Below are 21,309 nucleotides of genomic sequence, written 5' to 3'. Positions count from 1 at the left end.
CGTAATGGACAAATCATGGAGGAGACATTATGTCTGCTACAAATCGAATAGACGGTAACACGGGTTACGACACTGAATATCAATGGTCACTAAACGATCCTCAATCTTTCTGGAAAACACAATCGCAAGCCATTGATTGGTTTGAACCACCCAAAAACATCCTACAAGCCGACGAGAATGGAATCGAACGCTGGTTTCCTGACGGGGTAATGAATACCTGTTGGTTAGCGCTGGATTATCATTGTGAACATGGACGCGGTGACAAGGTTGCGCTTATTTATGATTCGCCAGTAACGGGCATTAAGACCTCTTATTCTTATAATGAACTCCGCGAACAAGTGGCAAAAACGGCTGGAATGCTTGCCGAGCAAGGCGTAACCAAAGGCGATCGTGTGGTGATCTACATGCCAATGATTCCTGAAGCCGCGATGGCAATGCTTGCATGCGCAAGGTTAGGTGCCGTTCACTCTGTGGTGTTTGGTGGTTTTGCTCCGCATGAGCTTGCAGTACGAATTGAAGATGCCGAGCCAAAGGTATTGATGACTGCGTCATGTGGTATCGAAATCAACAAAGTTTTACCGTATAAACCGATGGTTGACCGAGCAATCATGGACAGCCGTTGGAAACCTGAGAAAGTCGTAGTTTTCCAGAGGGAACAATGCCTTGCAGAACTCAGCCATGAGCGTGACTTGCATTGGCAACAAGCTGTTGTTGGCGCTGAGCCTCATGAATGTGTACCTGTTTTGGCAACGGATCCGTTATATATTCTGTATACCTCTGGCACAACGGGCAAACCCAAAGGCGTTGTCCGCGATAATGGTGGCCATGCGGTCGCGATGAAATACTCGATGAGTACCATCTACAATATGCCGCAAGACGGTGTATTTTGGGCGGCTTCCGATGTGGGTTGGGTAGTTGGGCATTCTTATATTGTCTACGCACCACTGATTCATGGCTGCACCACGATTCTGTTTGAAGGTAAGCCAGTGCGGACGCCTGATCCGGGTGCTTTCTGGCGCGTGTGTGAAGAGTATAATGTCGATGTGCTTTTCTCGGCACCAACGGCCTTCCGGGCAATTAAGAAGGAAGATCCCGAAGGAGAGTTGCTCAACAAGTATGACTTATCATCACTCAAGTCTATTTTCATGGCAGGTGAACGTTTAGACCCGCCAACATTGGACTGGGTCGAATCTCACACGAGCAAACCGGTTATCGATCACTGGTGGCAAACGGAGACGGGTTGGGCGATTTCCGCAAATCCGACGGGGCTTGAGTCTTTGCCTGTGAAAGCGGGCTCTTCAACCAAGCCTGTACCCGGTTATCAAGTGGAGATCCTCAATGAGTTGGGTGAAATAGCACAAACGAATCAACAAGGTTTTGTGGCACTCAAACGACCATTACCGCCTGGTTGTTTACCTACGGTATGGCGTAATCATGATCGGTTTGAATCTGGTTATTTGAGCCAGTTCCCAGGTTATTATGTCTCGGGTGATGGCGGTTATCTTGATGAAGATGGTTATCTATTTATCATGGGTCGTATTGACGATGTGATAAATGTGGCGGGGCACCGTTTGTCTACGGGTGAGATGGAAGAAATCGTTGGTGGTCACCCTGCCATTGCTGAATGTGCTGTGGTTGGTATTCACGATGAGCTTAAAGGTCAGCTACCGCTTGGGCTAGTTGTACTAAAAGACGGCGTGAAAGTGGATGGCGATGACCTTCAAGCGGAGTTAGTTGGTAAGGTCCGAAATGAGATTGGTGCTGTCGCCTGTTTCAAGCAAGCTTTGGTGGTCGAGAGGTTGCCTAAAACTCGCTCGGGTAAGATTTTGCGTAGAACCATTCGTCAAATTGCTGAAGGTGAACAGTACGTGGTGCCTTCGACGATTGATGATCCAACAAGCTTAACCGAAATTGCTGAAAAGCTGGGCAAATAGAACGAGCTTTTAGTCTTTAATAGATAAAGCATAACAACTCGTTATGCTTTATCTAAACTCTTGTTTATTCATCTGTTGTTCTAACGTGTTTACTATGGCCTTGTTATCAAACCAATAATGAGGTCTTTTTTATGCGAGCTTATCTTTTGTTAATGACTTTATTTGCTAGTAGTTTAGCTAACGCAAGTGTTTCAAAGGATGAAGCGAGTAGAGCACTGCTAGAGCCCTTAAGCCACCCTAAGGTCTTCCAATGTATTTCGAAGACAGGAGTTAAGTTGTACCAAGCGGTGTTTGACATTGGTGCTGGGTATGACGCTGATCCTATTAACTCAAAAATGATCGTCAATTCAAGGAAAGGTCGTTACGAATATCAAATACTGGGCGCTGTTAGGGCGGAAAGAGCGAGCGAAATTGTTGTACTGACTCGTCACGTGGAAGATGGTGTTCAAGTCGCTGCGATGATTGATGAAGAAAATGGCAAGATACTGGGTATCGGTGATAAGTACCATTATCGTGATTGTGGCGTACGACCACCACCGACAGCAGAGAATATGCAGAACTTTTGGTCCAAAGGCTAAAAGCTCGGTTAAACAGAAATGATATAGGCGACCTTATCGGTCGCTTTTTTGTTTTCGACTAATGAGGGGCATGGAGACTATACCTTGATTTTTAACTATGTGTTGTTTGGCTAATACATAGCTGAGTATTATGTTTTGTCTAAACTTGGCTTTATTTATCTCATTTACGCTTCTCTTTAAGATGGCTTCAATCCAAACGAAGAACGAAGCGAGACTCTTATGAAATTCATCAAACCTATTCTTTTAGCTACCTTGGTTGCGACTCTTTCTGGTTGCACGTCGCCAGCAATGGACAATGAAAATGAGAACGCTGCTCGAAATCGTGGTGCGGTAGGCGGTGCTTTATTGGGAGCAACAGCAGGTGCACTGACTGGAGATGCCAGCTTAGCGGTTAAAGGCGCAGCATTAGGTGGTGTGACTGGTGGTGTTGCTGGTTCTATGAAAGATACAGACGACGCTAGAAATGCTCAAAGAACGCAAGTTACAGCTGATGGCTTGTCACAAGACAACCGAACTGACGCGGAGAAGCGAGTCGCCGAAGTTGAAGCAGAAATTAAGCTGATTGAGTTAGAGCAACAGCTTGCAGAGCTTAAAAAAGAAAAACAGGATGATGGTGTTTAATGTAATAGCACTCGTTCGTTAAGTTCTGGAATGAACCAACTCAAGACTAAATGGCCACGATAATGTGGTCATTTTCGTATCTAAAACACCCTCTCCAAACCACGAATTATTTCAATCACTTGTATAGATATCAATGGCAAGTAAACTAGACTCAATTTAGATATTAACTCGTTTGAGAACTGTACTCGTCATGAATGTCACCCTAAGGGCCGCAACACACACCGATCTAGAACAACTGAATGAGTTGATGTTTGATCTTCACCACCACCATCATATTGCCTGCCCTGAGCACTTTAAAACAGCAGAAGAGATCGAGCAGGAAAAGAGTATTGCAAGGTACTTAGATGATCCAGAGTGCTTAGTGTATGTGGCGCTCAAAGGCCAGTTAATCGTTGGATTCATATCAGGGCACTTTTGTGAGCTGATCTCTACAGTGAGTAAGCCGGTTCAAATGGGTAGTGTGGATGAGCTTTTTGTTCTTCCTGAATACCGGAAAGCAGACGTGGCGCAGATGTTGTTTCAACGTATTGAATCAACTTTTGATGACTATGGTGTAACGCAAGTGTTCGTTGAGGTTTGGGATTTTAATTCGCCTGCCAAGGACTTCTATCAAAAAATGGGGTTCACACCTCACATTCAATGGATGAGAAAGGCTTTGCACAAAACATAGACAGCGATTTGGCGTGTGTTTCATTACAATAGTTCAACTGCGATAGCAGTCTCAATTTCTTTCATTATTTGTAGGTAAATTCGTTGTTTATTCGATATCTATTGGTTCTTATTCTTTCTCTGTTGAGTACTACTTCCGTTTGGGCGAATAACACCTTGCCCGATCATATTGCGGGCGCATTGTGTGTAGTACGCGCTGATAACCAAATTGTGTTGGTTGATGAGTTGATCACCGGGCAATTGTCTTTACCGGGAGGCACGGTTGTTTCTGGTGAAGATCCAGCTATTGCAGCGCAACGTGAAACTTGGGAAGAAGCAGGGCTATCTGTAACGGTTGGTGATGTACTCGGCTACACCGACAGTGCGGTTGTTTATGATTGTATCTCTGATTCTGAAGTCATCAGCTATCAAGCTCGAAATGAGTTGGGTGGCTTTGAGCTTCCCATTTGGTTCGCTCCTCATTATGGAGTGGAAGTGAGTAGGGCGATGTTACTTCCTCCGACTGCATTGCCAGCAAATCAATACCGTTATCCGGAACAGTGGTCTGAGATTAATGAGCTGTTTCTTTCGGCGACAAACCAACCTGTGACTTATGTAACGGAACTGGTGGGTGCAGCGCCAAAAGTTCATCAAGTTGAACTAGGTTGGATTGTTTCGCTGCAAAACATGTTCGATAACCTACCTAGTATTTTTTCTAATACGGTTTTATTGACCGATCTACTCGCAAAACCATGGGCTTTCATTGTGATCTTGCCATTAATCGCTTGTCATTTTGGTCGCAATTTTGCGTTGAAGTTCGGTTTCACTTTGATATCGGTGACACTGCTGACTTTGATAGCGCACCAAGGGTTCGGTTTCCCACGCCCACACGCTTATCTTCCAACATTGAAGCTAGTTATGAGCAGTGGTTACAGTTTTCCAAGTTTGTTGGCAGCGCTATGGGTGAGTTTGACTTTGTTGGTGTTGTGGAAGTTGAAACGTCTCTTCGAACAGAAATCGATACTGATAGTACTTGCTGGGCTACTTTGGATTATGCTTTTCAAAGCTTACATAGGTAGTGCGTTTTTCAGCGATGTTTTGATGGGTGGTTTGTTAGGCGCCTTAACGACTTGGCATATAGTAAGACTAGATAGTAAACCCGATGTTGATATTAGTGTGCTATTGAGTTCCAAAGGCGTGTGGTGGGGCCTATGCCTGCTATCAATCGTACTTACGGTTATCTGGCCATTGCCAACGTTCTCATTCTGGGTCGCTATTTTAATGACCATCGCTTGCTTGGTAACGTTAACGGATTCTAAACCTTTAACCGGCCAGTTCTCATTTAAGATCGTGCTTGGTGTTATGGTGATGTTGTTAGCGGGAAATCTGTTGATTAGCTGGGCTGGGAGCTTTGTTTCATTTAGTGGTATCGCTTCATTTGTCGTCGATACGCTTCGTTTCCCTATCTTGATTTTGTTTGGTGTAGTGGCATTTCGTTTGCCTTGGGCAAGAAAATAGCCAATGAACTGTTAAATAAAAAAGGCTGTGCAGTGCACAGCCTTTTTAGTATCAATGATATGGCATCTAATCGTTAAGAGTTGAAGATGAACTTTTCGATCGCGACCGCTACACCATGGTCGTCGTTGCTTGCGGTGATATGATCAGCGATTTTCTTGGTTTCTTCCATCGCGTTGTCCATTGCAATGCCAAGGCCCGCGTATTCCAGCATATGGTGGTCATTTTCAGCATCGCCCATACAGATCACTTCTTCGGCTGTAATGCCTAAGTGTTTGGCAATAGCTTCAATACCGACACCTTTGTTTGAGTTAGGATTTAGGAACTCTAAGAAGAAAGGTGCGCTCTGAACAATAGTAAACTGATTCTTGAGCTCTTGTGGCAATTTACTGATGATGTCTGTCAGTTTCGTTGGCTCAGCAACAATCATGGTTTTAATGATTTCATGGTCGTCTTCCAACTGAGAAAAATCGAACTCGGTAATCTCTAAGCCGTTAATGCTTGCCTCAATGCCGGTGTATTCGTTGTTCTCAGGTGTAATTAAACCATGAACTTTGCTGAATGCATGGACATAGCCCCCAAGCTGCTCGGCAAGTGCTGCGATTTCTTTTGCGGCTTTACCATTACTGATCTCGCTATGAATGCTCTCTTTTGTTGATACATTCTGAACCATAGAGCCATTGTAGAAGAGTACAAAGTCATCCTCGCCATTAATTGAAAGCTCATCGAGTTTGCTTTGCATGCCTTCTAAAGGGCGGCCAGAAGCCAGAACGACCTTCACACCCGCAGTACGAGCCTTGGCAATAGCGTCTTTGTTCTCTTGAGAAATTACTTTGTCACTGTTGAGCAGCGTACCGTCCATATCAAGAGCGATCAGTTTGTACATGTTGTTCCTTACTAAAAATAAAAAGCTAACGAAATCTAATGGGCGAAAGGATAAGGGAACTTGAAACGCTAGGCTAGGGCTTTGATCAAGTGATTTATCAGTACTCATTTGTTTGACCAAAAGAGGCAAGTGCTTTAAGGTCTGCGGTTGATTAATTTCATCAAATGATTGAGCTGAGGGAAAGTTGTACAAGATTAACGAAATGTTTGAAACCATCCAGGGTGAGGGCGTGTTTACCGGCGTTCCTGCTGTTTTTGTTCGTTTGCAAATTTGCCCTGTAGGCTGTTCTTGGTGTGATACCAAACAGACATGGGAAGCTTTGCCAGAAGACGAGACGAGCCTTGGTGATATCATGGTTAAGACAGAGGATTCACCGACTTGGTCTTCTATTGATGCTCAAGGAATCGTGAATGAATACACTAAGCAAGGTTACACCGCTAAACACATTGTAATTACGGGTGGTGAACCATGTATTTATGATCTTGTCCCTCTTACTGAAGCATTTGAGAAACACGGTTGTCGCTGCCAAATTGAGACTAGCGGTACATCAGAGGTCAAAGCCACGCCTGATACTTGGGTTACGGTGTCACCTAAAGTGGCAATGAAAGCGAAACTGGAAATCTTAAACAGTGCTTTGCAGCGTGCTAACGAAATTAAGCACCCAGTAGGAACAGGTAAGGACATTGAGCAACTTGATGGCTTACTGGAACGAGCAGAAGTATCTGACGATACAGTGATTGCTCTACAACCAATTAGCCAAAAAGATCGTGCGACGAAGCTTTGTATTGATACCTGTATTGAGCGCAATTGGCGTTTATCGATTCAAACTCATAAATATTTGAGCATCGCATAGTTTATGACTTTGTAGAGTGCTTACCCGTTGTAGAAAGCTCGTCAGTTTTAGGTAGGAATGGAAATGAAAAAAGCAGTTGTAGTATTTAGTGGTGGTCAAGACTCAACCACGTGTCTAGTTCAAGCATTGAAAGAGTATGATGAAGTTCACGCGATTACGTTTGACTATGGTCAGCGTCATAAGCTAGAGATCGAAGTCGCTGAATCATTAGCTAAAGAGTTAGGCGTGAAAGCGCACAAAGTGATGGATGTGACTCTATTAAATGAGCTAGCTATCAGCTCTTTAACTCGTGACGATATTCCTGTTTCTCATGAACTGCAAGAGAACGGTTTACCGAACTCGTTTGTTCCTGGTCGTAACATTCTGTTCTTAACGCTTTCTGGTATTTACGCATATCAAATTGGCGCAGAAACGGTGATTACTGGTGTATGCGAGACGGATTTCTCTGGCTACCCTGATTGTCGCAATGACTTTGTAAAAGCGATGAACTCTGCGCTAGTACAAGGTATGGACAAGACGCTGGATATTAAAACGCCACTAATGTGGCTAAACAAGGCTGAAACTTGGGCCTTAGCCGATCAATACTCAGCACTTGAGCTTGTGCGCAATAAAACCCTGACTTGTTACAACGGCATCATCGGCGATGGCTGTGGCGATTGTCCGGCATGTGAGCTGAGAAAAGTTGGTCTTAACGACTACCTAGGTGATCGCGAATCTATTATGGCTGAACTGGTTCGTAAGCAGGCTGAGAATAAATAATCTCAGGTAGGTCAATGGGTTCGTTATACGCATCAATAATACAGTTTCGACCGTTACTTTTAGCCTGATATAGAGCTTGGTCAAGCACTGAATAAAGCTCATCGAAGTCACTTAATGCGTTTGAGGTTGCTAAGTAAGCAAAACTCGCGGTTACATTAAGTGGCTTCTTACTTTCTGATAGAAAAACGCTGCTTGAGATTGCATAGTGCAACTCTTCAACACGTTCCCTTACTTCCGATGGAGTGGTGTCTGTCAGCATTATTACAAACTCTTCACCACCTAAACGACCAAACAACTCTCCGCTCATCAAGTGCTTTCTGATTTGTCTGCTGATATGGACGAGTGCTCTATCACCGGTAGGGTGACCATGCTCATCATTGATTTTCTTGAACTTATCTAAGTCTAATAAAATTAGAATATGCTGTTTATTCGTTTCTTGTGAACGTTTCACCCGTTTAATTCGTCGTATGATTTCAGTTCTGTTGTATGCTTTGGTCATAGCGTCAATCGAAGCTTTTGAGCGAATTGTTTTATTCGCGAACACCATAAAACTCGCGCCACATAACAATAGAATCACAATGATGTTGTAAACCCAGCGTTGGCGTTCCATTTTTTCGATATGAAGGCGGTCAATGTTCGCTTGGTGTAGCAGTAAGGATTTCTCTAGTTCCTGTTCATATTTGGTATGAGCAATATCGAGTGCCTCGAGCGCGAGTCGGTTGTCTGTATCTCGCGCTTCCATCTGAATGGATGAATATTGTTGATAATAGATAAACGCTTGTTGGTAATCATTAAGCGCCTTGTGTATTTCAGATAATTGAAGCAGAGCTTGAGCTGTGTATTTGTGTCTTGATACCTGTTCCGCTAACCTCAAAGCTTGTTCGGCATAATTAAGTGCCTCAGCCATCAGCTTTTTATCTTCGAACATATCACTCACTGCCAGATAAGCATTGATACGAATCCCATCATTTGTCAATCCATTGGCAGCCTCGAGTGACTCTATTAAATAGCTTCGTGCTAAATCATAATCTTGTGTCTGCGTATAGGCTTTACCGAGCCCTAAGCTAGTGAGTGCGATGCCATAGTTATGCGATGATTCGCTTAGTAATCTATGCGCTTTTTCAAAATGATGAATCGCTAAGTCGCTTTGGCTTTGATTCAAGTAGAGATCAGCAAGGCTGTGATGAACCTGAGCCTTCATTAGGTTGGAAGCATCGGCTCTAAGGGCAAGCGCTTCCTTTAGGTATTGAGCTGATTTTTCATACTGTTTTAGCTCTTTGAGTAAGTTACCAATATCGTTGTAAACCCCAGAGATATCATGTCCTTTTGGAAATACCTTGATCAAGGTGAGATAGGTATTTAACGCTGTATGGTAGTCACTACGAAAATGATGATTATTAGCGATGACCCGATAAGTAATAAACTTAGGCAGCACAGGGTCGATGGCATCATGTAAGTCTGACTCAAGCCCCGAGCAATAGTAGTTTGCTTGATGATATTTGGCTTGTTCATTGAGGGAGCGACATAGTTGGTACTTGAGCAGTGCTTTGCCGGTTGAATCGCTACGCGATTGCATTTTTGCTAACAGCATCAGGAAGCGTTGTTGTGAGAGTTCATACTGTCCTTGACTGTCTTCAATGAGAGCGGCAACAAATTCTTGCTCTATTGTTTGATATTCACTGTCGTTAGATGCAATACCATAAAATGGTTGATCTCGCTCGCTCATGTATTCATACAGCAGAACTGACAAGTAGAGCTTCTCACCATACGACCTTGAACTCGTGTAGCGTGACTGAAGCATGGTCAGTGCGCGGGAGGGAGAGTGACTCAATGTCGTGAGATAGAGTGCATTCCAATCAGCATTTGGAGTGTCGATACTAGCCGCACTTGGCAAAGTGATAGATGAGTCTGAAAAACGACTTGGAGTGACTAGTTGGCTGTGTGTAGCAAAGCTAACCAATAATATAAAGCTAAGGAGAATCGAACGAGTCACAAGGAACTATCAATCAGATAAAGAACGTTATTTTATGATTAGTTTGATCTTGCTTCAAATTTTGAGGGGTGTTTGTGAAAGGTATTGAGAACTAGATCTCTAATTTATTCAGTTTTATCAGAGATATATCGGCCATACGATTCGTACGGCCGATACTTGAAATTAGATGTATAATTTCGCTAGGTCAGAAGGCTCAAGCTCTTTACCGTCTAGCGATGCATTCCAGTTAGTTCCAACTAAAACGCCGTCTTCAGCAAGAGTCAGCAGCCAATCTTCCACAAAGATGTCTAGCGGAATTTCTAATACTTCGAAGTCAGCCCACTCTTCAACGTTGTGAGTTTGAGCGTCTTCTTTTGAAGACCAGAAAGGCATCACTTCGCTGTTTTCGAATTCACTTGAGTCACATGCTAGCCAACCTTCTTCATTACGAAGGCCCCATACCAGTTTAGTTTCTTGTGTTTCAGAAACGAAAAGTTCTAGATTTGCTTGAGTATCAGCTGTTAGTTTGCTCATGGATTAATTCTCTATGTTGATAACGAGGCAAGATTAACATTATAGACGGCTTAGGTACATGCTATTCAAGGAATTATCACCATACTGAAACGTTAACTTAAGATAAGCTGTCAGCATGGTGAAAACAGGGAGAGCCTACTTTTTAATTTTGGTGAAGATGTGCCACTCTTCTTTAATGTTTCCTTTGAATCCAACAACAGAAGCGACAACTTTGCGGTGAAGTGCATGGTTAATTTGGGTGTCATCACTGCTGAAGTCTGAATCACCATGACCGACGATATTGACTCTAGACGGTTGTATACCATTGCTGTTCAGAGCTCGTTTTACATGAGCAGCGCGCTCTTTTGACAGCTTCAAGTTGTGTGCGGCATTGCCCACTTTACTGGCATAACCTTGTAATTCAATACTCGTGCTTTCATAACGCTTCAAAAATGCAGCCATCTGGCGTATTTGCCCAAGAAAAACCGGGTTAATTTCAGTAGAGTTATTGGCGAAGAGTATGTGAAGCTCTTTTTGCTCAGTAGATTCAAAGTATGATCCACAACCGTCGTTATCTATTTCAGCGCCAATTTGTGTATCGGCACACAAATCACGAGCATTGATTACGCCATCATTATCATCATCTTCGAGATCATAAATTTGTGTGATCTCAGGAAGAGCTCGATATTCAAACTCTTCATCGCTTGTTTCAGCTGAAGCATTGGTAGAGAGCACCATGATACAAAGCGGAAATACAGTTTTTATCAGCTTCATTAGTATTCTACCTTTTCATTCCATTCTTGAGGGGTTTCGACGCGTAGTCCGGTTAACAGGTTTCCTGTTGCGTTCATCACTCGGTACTTAGCGTATTGTTCATCATACTTGGCATCCAAATATCCTTTACGGGCCTCGAACAGTTCATTCTCGGTATTAAGTAAGTCGAGAAGGGTACGTTTGCCAATACGGTACTGCTTCTCATACGAAATAACGGTGTCTGATGCTGAGTCTACGTGGTCAGATAGAAATTCTTTTTGTTGAACGGTTAAATCAAGTGCGCTCCATGAAAGGCGTAAACTCTCTTCGACGTTTCGATAAGTACTCTCGCGAAGATCCTTGGCTTTATTCAATTGGTAGGCTGCACTTTCTGCGCGGTCTTGATCTGAGCCTCCGTTATAGAGGTTATATCTCAAACGAACCATTGCTGAGAACTCATCGCTACTACCTTTAGTACCACCGGCATCATCACGCCAGGTTTGAGCCGCTTCAAAAGAGACGGTCGGGTAGTTGGTGCTTTTAGATTGTTTGTACTGAAATTTCGCTGAATCCACATCCGCTTGTGCAATCTTAATTACTGGGTGTTGATTAAACGCTTTCGCTAGTGCGCCATCGACGGTGTAAGGAATTGCGCCAGCATCTGCACGAGGGAAGGTTAATCCTAACGGAGATTGGCCTACAAGCCTTTTAAATTGAGTATGGGTATCAAAAAGGTTATTTTGCGCAGCAAGTAAGTTCCCGTGTGCCTTCGCAATACGAGCCTCTACTTGTGACATATCTGCCGTTGAGCCAATACCAGACTCAACACGCTTACGAATGTCACTATAAATCTCTTTGTGTGTCGATAGGTTGTTTTCTGACAGTGACAGCACTTCATAGGCTTTAACTGCATCAAGATAAACCTTAGTGACTTCTAAAGCGATATCTTGCGCGTTAGATAGCAATTGATAGCGCACAGATTCTGCATCAGCCGCGGTACGATCGATATCATTTGATGTATTCGCGCCATCCCATATTAGTTGGGTTAACGTAATGGTCGCTTCTTTTCGTGTCAGATCGGTCGTGTTTTGATTGGTTGCAAGGTCGGTATGTTCGTATCCGATTCCTCCATCCAAGTCTATACTTGGACGATAAGCGCCACCAGAAGCATCATTAAGATATCGCTTACTGACATATTCATTATAAGCACTTTTGATTTCAGGATTACTTTCTAAAGTGAACGCAACGGCTTGCTCCAGGGTTTGTGCTGTCGTCGGTAAGCTCAAACTTATAGCTAACCCCAATGTTGTCTTTTGAAGCCTATTCAATGTGCATCTCCCTCAAATTAGCTCACATCTAAGTCTTGAATTCGCGCTGTTATATACGAAATTTAGATGAACCGCCAAAAAAATCACGATCGCTAAGCTGGCGTTCGCAAATGGTTGTCAAAATGTTAACCGATCAGTGTGCGTTTTACGGTGTTTTTATACACGTCAATTTTACGTTTATAAATCTATTATCTATCGCAAACACAATAACTTATATTGCTGGAGTGAGCACTAAGATTGTTATGCGATGTGATCGCCGTCATTAGCTCGTCACTCTAGTTGTTAAATACTAGATTCATAACTAGGAATTATATGACTTTAAGTGTTATATTTTAACTAATATTATAAATATAATGTCACTATTTTGACGTTAATGACAAGAAATGCTTTTTTAGGGGTTTATATGGACATGACAACATTGAATTTGGGCGGTGCCTTAGCACTTGGCCAGCGCATTGTTATCTCGGTAGATGGTACGATTAAAGTCTTAGAAGAAAGCCAACCACTACAAGCTGGGGATGTTGTTCTTGAATCCTCAAATGAATCCAATAGTCCTAAGGTTTCAGCGAAACGCTTCTCACCAGAAGAAGGTGGGGAAGTTGAGCTTGACCAAGACATAGCAAATATTTTTGCAGTCTTAGAAGAAGGTCAAGACCCAACAGAATTAGGCGAAGAGTTCGCAACGGCAGCTGGGCAAAACGGCTCAAGTTTGGCTTCTAGCGGAACTATTGAGCGTGATGGTGAAGAAACGATTCCTAATACAGAGTTTGTTACTACGGGATTTGAGGCGCTTGGTCTATCTCGCACCCAAAGCTTGAGCCTTCTTGATGCCTATCGCTCTATTTCAGAATCTCCAACCCAATTTAATAGCACCCCTCTATTTACAGATTCCAACAATGTCGTTGTCGGAGATACTGTTTCTTTCACTACTGACGAAGATACGCCTATTAGCGGTACATTAAGTGCTTCTGATGACGATAATGACGCTCTTACTTTTAGCTTGTCACAATCTCCCGACCACGGCTCTGTTGTTTTAAATAGTGACGGCAACTGGACCTACACACCAAACGCTGATTACAACGGCAGCGATAGCTTCACAGTTATCGTTTCTGACGGTCAAGGCGGTACAGATACACTGACAGTGAATGTTGGTGTGACTCCCGTAAATGACGCCCCAGCGCTGGTTGATAGCAATGGCGACCCACTCGGTGACAGTGTTGCCGTCACGACTGACGAAGATACGCCAGTCAGCGGGTCTCTTTCTGCATCAGATGGTGACAATGACTCACTTAGCTTCTCAAAAGGCAGCGATCCATCTAATGGTTCAGTGACCGTTGATGAAAACGGCAACTGGACCTACACCCCAAACGCTGATTACAACGGCAGCGATAGCTTCACAGTTATCGTTTCTGACGGTCAAGGCGGTACAGATACACTGACGGTGAATGTTGGTGTGACTCCCGTAAATGACACCCCAACGCTGGTTGATAGCAATGGCGACCCACTCGGTGACAGTGTTGCCGTCACGACTGATGAAGATACGCCAGTCAGCGGGTCTCTTTCTGCCTCCGATGGTGACAGCGACTCACTAAGCTTCTCAAAAGGCAGCGATCCATCTAATGGTTCAGTGACGGTCGATGAAAACGGCAACTGGACCTACACACCAAACGCTGATTACAACGGCAGCGATAGCTTCACAGTTATCGTTTCTGATGGTCAAGGCGGTACAGATACACTGACGGTGAATGTTGGTGTGACTCCTGTAAATGACACCCCAACGCTGGTTGATAGTAACGGCGACCCACTTGGTGACAGTGTTGCCGTCACGACTGACGAAGATACGCCAGTCAGCGGGTCTCTTTCTGCATCAGATGGTGACAATGACTCACTAAGCTTCTCAAAAGGCAGCGATCCATCTAATGGTTCAGTGACGGTCGATGAAAACGGCAACTGGACCTACACTCCAAACGCTGATTACAACGGCAGCGATAGCTTCACAGTTATCGTTTCTGATGGTCAAGGCGGTACAGATACACTGACGGTGAATGTTGGTGTGACTCCTGTAAATGACACCCCAACGCTGGTTGATAGCAATGGCGACCCACTCGGTGACAGTGTTGCCGTCACGACTGATGAAGATACGCCAGTCAGCGGGTCTCTTTCTGCCTCCGATGGTGACAGCGACTCACTAAGCTTCTCAAAAGGCAGCGATCCATCTAATGGTTCAGTGACGGTCGATGAAAACGGCAACTGGACCTACACACCAAACGCTGATTACAACGGCAGCGATAGCTTCACAGTTATCGTTTCTGATGGTCAAGGCGGTACAGATACACTGACGGTGAATGTTGGTGTGACTCCTGTAAATGACACCCCAACGCTGGTTGATAGTAACGGCGACCCACTTGGTGACAGTGTTGCCGTCACGACTGACGAAGATACGCCAGTCAGCGGGTCTCTTTCTGCATCAGATGGTGACAATGACTCACTAAGCTTCTCAAAAGGCAGCGATCCATCTAATGGTTCAGTGACGGTCGATGAAAACGGCAACTGGACCTACACTCCAAACGCTGATTACAACGGCAGCGATAGCTTCACAGTTATCGTTTCTGATGGTCAAGGCGGTACAGATACACTGACGGTGAATGTTGGTGTGACTCCTGTAAATGACACCCCAACGCTTGTTGATAGTAACGGCGACCCACTTGGTGGCAGTGTTGCCGTCACGACTGACGAAGATACGCCAGTCAGCGGGTCTCTTTCTGCCTCCGATGGTGACAATGACTCACTAAGCTTCTCAAAAGGCAGCGATCCGTCTAACGGTTCAGTGACCGTTGATGAAAACGGCAACTGGACCTACACACCAAACGCTGATTACAACGGCAGCGATAGCTTCACAGTTATCGTTTCTGACGGTCAAGGCGGTACAGATACACTGACAGTGAATGTTGGTGTGACTCCCGTAAATGACGCCCCAGCGCTGGTTGATAGCAATGGCGACCCACTCGGTGACAGTGTTGCCGTCACGACTGACGAAGATACGCCAGTCAGCGGGTCTCTTTCTGCATCAGATGGTGACAATGACTCACTTAGCTTCTCAAAAGGCAGCGATCCATCTAATGGTTCAGTGACCGTTGATGAAAACGGCAACTGGACCTACACCCCAAACGCTGATTACAACGGCAGCGATAGCTTCACAGTTATCGTTTCTGACGGTCAAGGCGGTACAGATACACTGACGGTGAATGTTGGTGTGACTCCCGTAAATGACACCCCAACGCTGGTTGATAGCAATGGCGACCCACTCGGTGACAGTGTTGCCGTCACGACTGATGAAGATACGCCAGTCAGCGGGTCTCTTTCTGCCTCCGATGGTGACAGCGACTCACTAAGCTTCTCAAAAGGCAGCGATCCATCTAATGGTTCAGTGACGGTCGATGAAAACGGCAACTGGACCTACACACCAAACGCTGATTACAACGGCAGCGATAGCTTCACAGTTATCGTTTCTGATGGTCAAGGCGGTACAGATACACTGACGGTGAATGTTGGTGTGACTCCTGTAAATGACACCCCAACGCTGGTTGATAGTAACGGCGACCCACTTGGTGACAGTGTTGCCGTCACGACTGACGAAGATACGCCAGTCAGCGGGTCTCTTTCTGCATCAGATGGTGACAATGACTCACTAAGCTTCTCAAAAGGCAGCGATCCATCTAATGGTTCAGTGACGGTCGATGAAAACGGCAACTGGACCTACACTCCAAACGCTGATTACAACGGCAGCGATAGCTTCACAGTTATCGTTTCTGATGGTCAAGGCGGTACAGATACACTGACGGTGAATGTTGGTGTGACTCCTGTAAATGACACCCCAACGCTTGTTGATAGTAACGGCGACCCACTTGGTGGCAGTGTTGCCGTCACGACTGACGAAGATACGCCAGTCAGCGGGTCTCTTTCTGCCTCCGATGGTGACAATGACTCACTAAGCTTCTCAAAAGGCAGCGATCCGTCTAACGGTTCAGTGACCGTTGATGAAAACGGCAACTGGACCTACACACCAAACGCTGATTACAACGGCAGCGATAGCTTCACAGTTATCGTTTCTGACGGTCAAGGCGGTACAGATACACTGACAGTGAATGTTGGTGTGACTCCCGTAAATGACGCCCCAGCGCTGGTTGATAGCAATGGCGACCCACTCGGTGACAGTGTTGCCGTCACGACTGACGAAGATACGCCAGTCAGCGGGTCTCTTTCTGCATCAGATGGTGACAATGACTCACTTAGCTTCTCAAAAGGCAGCGATCCATCTAATGGTTCAGTGACCGTTGATGAAAACGGCAACTGGACCTACACCCCAAACGCTGATTACAACGGCAGCGATAGCTTCACAGTTATCGTTTCTGACGGTCAAGGCGGTACAGATACACTGACGGTGAATGTTGGTGTGACTCCCGTAAATGACACCCCAACGCTGGTTGATAGCAATGGCGACCCACTCGGTGACAGTGTTGCCGTCACGACTGATGAAGATACGCCAGTCAGCGGGTCTCTTTCTGCCTCCGATGGTGACAGCGACTCACTAAGCTTCTCAAAAGGCAGCGATCCATCTAATGGTTCAGTGACGGTCGATGAAAACGGCAACTGGACCTACACACCAAACGCTGATTACAACGGCAGCGATAGCTTCACAGTTATCGTTTCTGATGGTCAAGGCGGTACAGATACACTGACGGTGAATGTTGGTGTGACTCCTGTAAATGACACCCCAACGCTGGTTGATAGTAACGGCGACCCACTTGGTGACAGTGTTGCCGTCACGACTGACGAAGATACGCCAGTCAGCGGGTCTCTTTCTGCATCAGATGGTGACAATGACTCACTAAGCTTCTCAAAAGGCAGCGATCCATCTAATGGTTCAGTGACGGTCGATGAAAACGGCAACTGGACCTACACTCCAAACGCTGATTACAACGGCAGCGATAGCTTCACAGTTATCGTTTCTGATGGTCAAGGCGGTACAGATACACTGACGGTGAATGTTGGTGTGACTCCTGTAAATGACACCCCAACGCTTGTTGATAGTAACGGCGACCCACTTGGTGGCAGTGTTGCCGTCACGACTGACGAAGATACGCCAGTCAGCGGGTCTCTTTCTGCCTCCGATGGTGACAATGACTCACTAAGCTTCTCAAAAGGCAGCGATCCGTCTAACGGTTCAGTGACCGTTGATGAAAACGGCAACTGGACCTACACACCAAACGCTGATTACAACGGCAGCGATAGCTTCACAGTTATCGTTTCTGACGGTCAAGGCGGTACAGATACACTGACAGTGAATGTTGGTGTGACTCCCGTAAATGACGCCCCAGCGCTGGTTGATAGCAATGGCGACCCACTCGGTGACAGTGTTGCCGTCACGACTGACGAAGATACGCCAGTCAGCGGGTCTCTTTCTGCATCAGATGGTGACAATGACTCACTTAGCTTCTCAAAAGGCAGCGATCCATCTAATGGTTCAGTGACCGTTGATGAAAACGGCAACTGGACCTACACCCCAAACGCTGATTACAACGGCAGCGATAGCTTCACAGTTATCGTTTCTGACGGTCAAGGCGGTACAGATACACTGACGGTGAATGTTGGTGTGACTCCTGTAAATGACACCCCAACGCTGGTTGATAGTAACGGCGACCCACTTGGTGACAGTGTTGCCGTCACGACTGACGAAGATACGCCAGTCAGCGGGTCTCTTTCTGCATCAGATGGTGACAATGACTCACTAAGCTTCTCAAAAGGCAGCGATCCATCTAATGGTTCAGTGACGGTCGATGAAAACGGCAACTGGACCTACACTCCAAACGCTGATTACAACGGTAGCGATAGCTTTACAGTTATCGTTTCTGATGGTCAAGGCGGTACAGATACACTGACGGTGAATGTTGGTGTAAATCCAGTAATAGACGACTCAGAAATCACACTAGAAACGGGCGACAGCGCGACAGGCGAAGTGACGGAAGACGTGGATACCGATGCAGCGACAGACGGTGTTCAGCTTGAAGTGACCGGCAGCTTGACCGTGGCTGATGCGGATGGCGATGGTGCGTTCAACACCATGCCAATGTTCACGAACAGCACAGTGGATGGCGGTGCTCAACTAGGTACGTTGACCATCGATGCCGAGGGCAACTGGACGTACGTGTTGGAGAACGACACTGTACAAGGCCTGAATGTAGGTGAAAGCATCGTCGAAACCTACACGGTTGGGACGGCGGATGGCAAAGATACACAAATCATCAAGATCACCATCGACGGTGCGAATGACGTAGCAAAAATCACAGGTGATGATAGCGGCATTGTGAAAGACGTGGCCGGCGACAACAGCGCAAGTGGTCAGTTGACCGTAAGCGATGTGGACGATGGCGAAGCTGTGTTCCAAGAGCCAGCGAGCCTAGAAGGTACTTACGGCACGTTCACGTTCAACGCCAGCACAGGCGCGTGGACTTATACGCTAGATGAAAGCAAAGCCGATGCTCTGAATGCCAACGATGCGGCAACGGACAGCTTGGTTGTGACCTCAAAAGATGGCACGGCGAGCGAAACGATCACCGTGAACATCACGGGCAGCAACGATGGTGCGACCATCACCGCGTCGGACAGTGAAGACACCACGGTTGTGGAAGCGGGTAAAGACGTGGCCGGCGACAACAGCGCAAGTGGTCAGTTGACCGTAAGCGATGTGGACGATGGCGAAGCTGTGTTCCAAGAGCCAGCGAGCCTAGAAGGTACTTACGGCACGTTCACGTTCAACGCCAGCACAGGCGCGTGGACTTATACGCTAGATGAAAGCAAAGCCGATGCTCTGAATGCCAACGATGCGGCAACGGACAGCTTGGTTGTGACCTCAAAAGATGGCACGGCGAGCGAAACGATCACCGTGAACATCACGGGCAGCAACGATGGTGCGACCATCACCGCGTCGGACAGTGAAGACACCACGGTTGTGGAAGCGGGTAAAGACGTGGCCGGCGACAACAGCGCAAGTGGTCAGTTGACCGTAAGCGATGTGGACGATGGCGAAGCTGTGTTCCAAGAGCCAGCGAGCCTAGAAGGTACTTACGGCACGTTCACGTTCAACGCCAGCACAGGCGCGTGGACTTATACGCTAGATGAAAGCAAAGCCGATGCTCTGAATGCCAACGATGCGGCAACGGACAGCTTGGTTGTGACCTCAAAAGATGGCACGGCGAGCGAAACGATCACCGTGAACATCACGGGCAGCAACGATGGTGCGACCATCACCGCGTCGGACAGTGAAGACACCACGGTTGTGGAAGCGGGTAAAGACGTGGCCGGCGACAACAGCGCAAGTGGTCAGTTGACCGTAAGCGATGTGGACGATGGCGAAGCTGTGTTCCAAGAGCCAGCGAGCCTAGAAGGTACTTACGGCACGTTCACGTTCAACGCCAGCACAGGCGCGTGGACTTATACGCTAGATGAAAGCAAAGCCGATGCTCTGAATGCCAACGATGCGGCAACGGACAGCTTGGTTGTGACCTCAAAAGATGGCACGGCGAGCGAAACGATCACCGTGAACATCACGGGCAGCAACGATGGTGCGACCATCACCGCGTCGGACAGTGAAGACACCACGGTTGTGGAAGCGGGTAAAGACGTGGCCGGCGACAACAGCGCAAGTGGTCAGTTGACCGTAAGCGATGTGGACGATGGCGAAGCTGTGTTCCAAGAGCCAGCGAGCCTAGAAGGTACTTACGGCACGTTCACGTTCAACGCCAGCACAGGCGCGTGGACTTATACGCTAGATGAAAGCAAAGCCGATGCTCTGAATGCCAACGATGCGGCAACGGACAGCTTGGTTGTGACCTCAAAAGATGGCACGGCGAGCGAAACGATCACCGTGAACATCACGGGCAGCAACGATGGTGCGACCATCACCGCGTCGGACAGTGAAGACACCACGGTTGTGGAAGCGGGTAAAGACGTGGCCGGCGACAACAGCGCAAGTGGTCAGTTGACCGTAAGCGATGTGGACGATGGCGAAGCTGTGTTCCAAGAGCCAGCGAGCCTAGAAGGTACTTACGGCACGTTCACGTTCAACGCCAGCACAGGCGCGTGGACTTATACGCTAGATGAAAGCAAAGCCGATGCTCTGAATGCCAACGATGCGGCAACGGACAGCTTGGTTGTGACCTCAAAAGATGGCACGGCGAGCGAAACGATCACCGTGAACATCACGGGCAGCAACGATGGTGCGACCATCACCGCGTCGGACAGTGAAGACACCACGGTTGTGGAAGCGGGTAAAGACGTGGCCGGCGACAACAGCGCAAGTGGTCAGTTGACCGTAAGCGATGTGGACGATGGCGAAGCTGTGTTCCAAGAGCCAGCGAGCCTAGAAGGTACTTACGGCACGTTCACGTTCAACGCCAGCACAGGCGCGTGGACTTATACGCTAGATGAAAGCAAAGCCGATGCTCTGAATGCCAACGATGCGGCAACGGACAGCTTGGTTGTGACCTCAAAAGATGGCACGGCGAGCGAAACGATCACCGTGAACATCACGGGCAGCAACGATGGTGCGACCATCACCGCGTCGGACAGTGAAGACACCACGGTTGTGGAAGCGGGTAAAGACGTGGCCGGCGACAACAGCGCAAGTGGTCAGTTGACCGTAAGCGATGTGGACGATGGCGAAGCTGTGTTCCAAGAGCCAGCGAGCCTAGAAGGTACTTACGGCACGTTCACGTTCAACGCCAGCACAGGCGCGTGGACTTATACGCTAGATGAAAGCAAAGCCGATGCTCTGAATGCCAACGATGCGGCAACGGACAGCTTGGTTGTGACCTCAAAAGATGGCACGGCGAGCGAAACGATCACCGTGAACATCACGGGCAGCAACGATGGTGCGACCATCACCGCGTC

Annotated in this window: 13 protein-coding genes (1 of these 13 cut by a window edge); 8 read left to right on the top strand and 5 right to left on the bottom strand. The window is 46.8% G+C overall.

The annotated features are described in order from the left end of the window. The first annotated feature begins 29 nt into the window (after positions 1-29). From OCV56_RS08445 to OCV56_RS08425, 5 genes are all read left to right on the top strand, one after another. The gene (locus OCV56_RS08445; protein ID WP_086713389.1) at positions 30-1,934 is read left to right on the top strand and encodes a propionyl-CoA synthetase; all 1,905 of its coding nucleotides are present in this window, start codon (positions 30-32) and stop codon (positions 1,932-1,934) included. 131 nt (positions 1,935-2,065) lie between these two features. After that, entirely contained in the window at positions 2,066-2,512 is a 447-nt protein-coding gene (locus OCV56_RS08440; protein ID WP_086713390.1) for a hypothetical protein, read from the top strand. A 219-nt stretch (positions 2,513-2,731) separates the two neighbouring features. After that, the gene (locus OCV56_RS08435) at positions 2,732-3,133 is read left to right on the top strand and encodes a glycine zipper domain-containing protein (RefSeq protein ID WP_086713391.1); all 402 of its coding nucleotides are present in this window, start codon (positions 2,732-2,734) and stop codon (positions 3,131-3,133) included. 190 nt (positions 3,134-3,323) lie between these two features. Then, entirely contained in the window at positions 3,324-3,803 is a 480-nt protein-coding gene (locus tag OCV56_RS08430) for a GNAT family N-acetyltransferase (RefSeq protein ID WP_086713392.1), read from the top strand. Positions 3,804-3,886: 83 nt separating this feature from the next. Next, on the top strand, positions 3,887-5,299 hold the full coding sequence (locus OCV56_RS08425; RefSeq protein ID WP_086713393.1) for a bifunctional NUDIX hydrolase/phosphatase PAP2 family protein: 1,413 nt from the start codon (positions 3,887-3,889) through the stop codon (positions 5,297-5,299). A gap of 73 nt (positions 5,300-5,372) precedes the next feature. Here OCV56_RS08425 and OCV56_RS08420 read toward each other — a convergent pair whose 3' ends face one another. Then, positions 5,373-6,182, bottom strand: coding sequence for a Cof-type HAD-IIB family hydrolase (locus tag OCV56_RS08420; RefSeq protein ID WP_086713394.1), 810 nt, complete (start codon positions 6,180-6,182; stop codon positions 5,373-5,375). 184 nt (positions 6,183-6,366) lie between these two features. On the opposite strand from OCV56_RS08420, the gene queE reads away from it, so the two are divergent. Then, the gene (gene queE, locus OCV56_RS08415; RefSeq protein ID WP_315973283.1) at positions 6,367-7,035 is read left to right on the top strand and encodes a 7-carboxy-7-deazaguanine synthase QueE; all 669 of its coding nucleotides are present in this window, start codon (positions 6,367-6,369) and stop codon (positions 7,033-7,035) included. Between the two features lie 63 nt (positions 7,036-7,098). Continuing rightward, on the top strand, positions 7,099-7,794 hold the full coding sequence (gene queC / locus OCV56_RS08410; protein WP_086713396.1) for a 7-cyano-7-deazaguanine synthase QueC: 696 nt from the start codon (positions 7,099-7,101) through the stop codon (positions 7,792-7,794). Here queC and OCV56_RS08405 read toward each other — a convergent pair. The 4 genes from OCV56_RS08405 to OCV56_RS08390 form a co-directional block, all read right to left on the bottom strand. Beyond that, complete coding sequence (locus OCV56_RS08405) at positions 7,754-9,595, bottom strand: diguanylate cyclase (protein ID WP_390903674.1); 1,842 nt, start codon at positions 9,593-9,595, stop codon at positions 7,754-7,756. The two genes, queC and OCV56_RS08405, sit on opposite strands and share 41 nt — an antisense overlap. Positions 9,596-9,949: 354 nt before the next feature. Then, entirely contained in the window at positions 9,950-10,300 is a 351-nt protein-coding gene (locus OCV56_RS08400; protein ID WP_086713398.1) for a DUF2750 domain-containing protein, read from the bottom strand. A 135-nt stretch (positions 10,301-10,435) separates the two neighbouring features. Then, on the bottom strand, positions 10,436-11,053 hold the full coding sequence (locus tag OCV56_RS08395; protein ID WP_086713399.1) for an OmpA family protein: 618 nt from the start codon (positions 11,051-11,053) through the stop codon (positions 10,436-10,438). Beyond that, on the bottom strand, positions 11,053-12,360 hold the full coding sequence (locus tag OCV56_RS08390) for a TolC family outer membrane protein (RefSeq protein ID WP_390903664.1): 1,308 nt from the start codon (positions 12,358-12,360) through the stop codon (positions 11,053-11,055). Before OCV56_RS08390 ends, OCV56_RS08395 begins: the two co-directional genes overlap by 1 nt. Positions 12,361-12,763: 403 nt before the next feature. Here OCV56_RS08390 and OCV56_RS08385 point away from each other — a divergent pair, with 403 nt between their 5' ends. Further along, positions 12,764-21,309, top strand: the start of a protein-coding gene (locus OCV56_RS08385; protein ID WP_261901406.1) for a VCBS domain-containing protein. It continues 21,301 nt past the right edge of the window; only the first 8,546 of its 29,847 coding nucleotides appear in the window; the start codon lies at positions 12,764-12,766; the stop codon falls past the right edge of the window.

Source organism: Vibrio gigantis, from assembly GCF_024347515.1.
GTDB classification, from domain to species: domain Bacteria; phylum Pseudomonadota; class Gammaproteobacteria; order Enterobacterales; family Vibrionaceae; genus Vibrio; species Vibrio gigantis.
The sequence above is the reverse complement of the archived record's forward strand: the minus strand, read 5'-3'. Positions and strand labels throughout refer to the sequence as shown.

Coding starts and splice junctions, on each gene's coding strand:
- OCV56_RS08395 (WP_086713399.1), bottom strand. CDS start 11,053: ATGAAGCTGATAAAAACTGTATTTCCGCTTTGTATCATGGTGCTCTCT.
- OCV56_RS08420 (WP_086713394.1), bottom strand. CDS start 6,182: ATGTACAAACTGATCGCTCTTGATATGGACGGTACGCTGCTCAACAGT.
- OCV56_RS08435 (WP_086713391.1), top strand. CDS start 2,732: ATGAAATTCATCAAACCTATTCTTTTAGCTACCTTGGTTGCGACTCTT.
- queC (WP_086713396.1), top strand. CDS start 7,099: ATGAAAAAAGCAGTTGTAGTATTTAGTGGTGGTCAAGACTCAACCACG.
- OCV56_RS08405 (WP_390903674.1), bottom strand. CDS start 9,595: ATGCTTCAGTCACGCTACACGAGTTCAAGGTCGTATGGTGAGAAGCTC.
- OCV56_RS08400 (WP_086713398.1), bottom strand. CDS start 10,300: ATGAGCAAACTAACAGCTGATACTCAAGCAAATCTAGAACTTTTCGTT.
- OCV56_RS08445 (WP_086713389.1), top strand. CDS start 30: ATGTCTGCTACAAATCGAATAGACGGTAACACGGGTTACGACACTGAA.
- OCV56_RS08430 (WP_086713392.1), top strand. CDS start 3,324: ATGAATGTCACCCTAAGGGCCGCAACACACACCGATCTAGAACAACTG.
- OCV56_RS08440 (WP_086713390.1), top strand. CDS start 2,066: ATGCGAGCTTATCTTTTGTTAATGACTTTATTTGCTAGTAGTTTAGCT.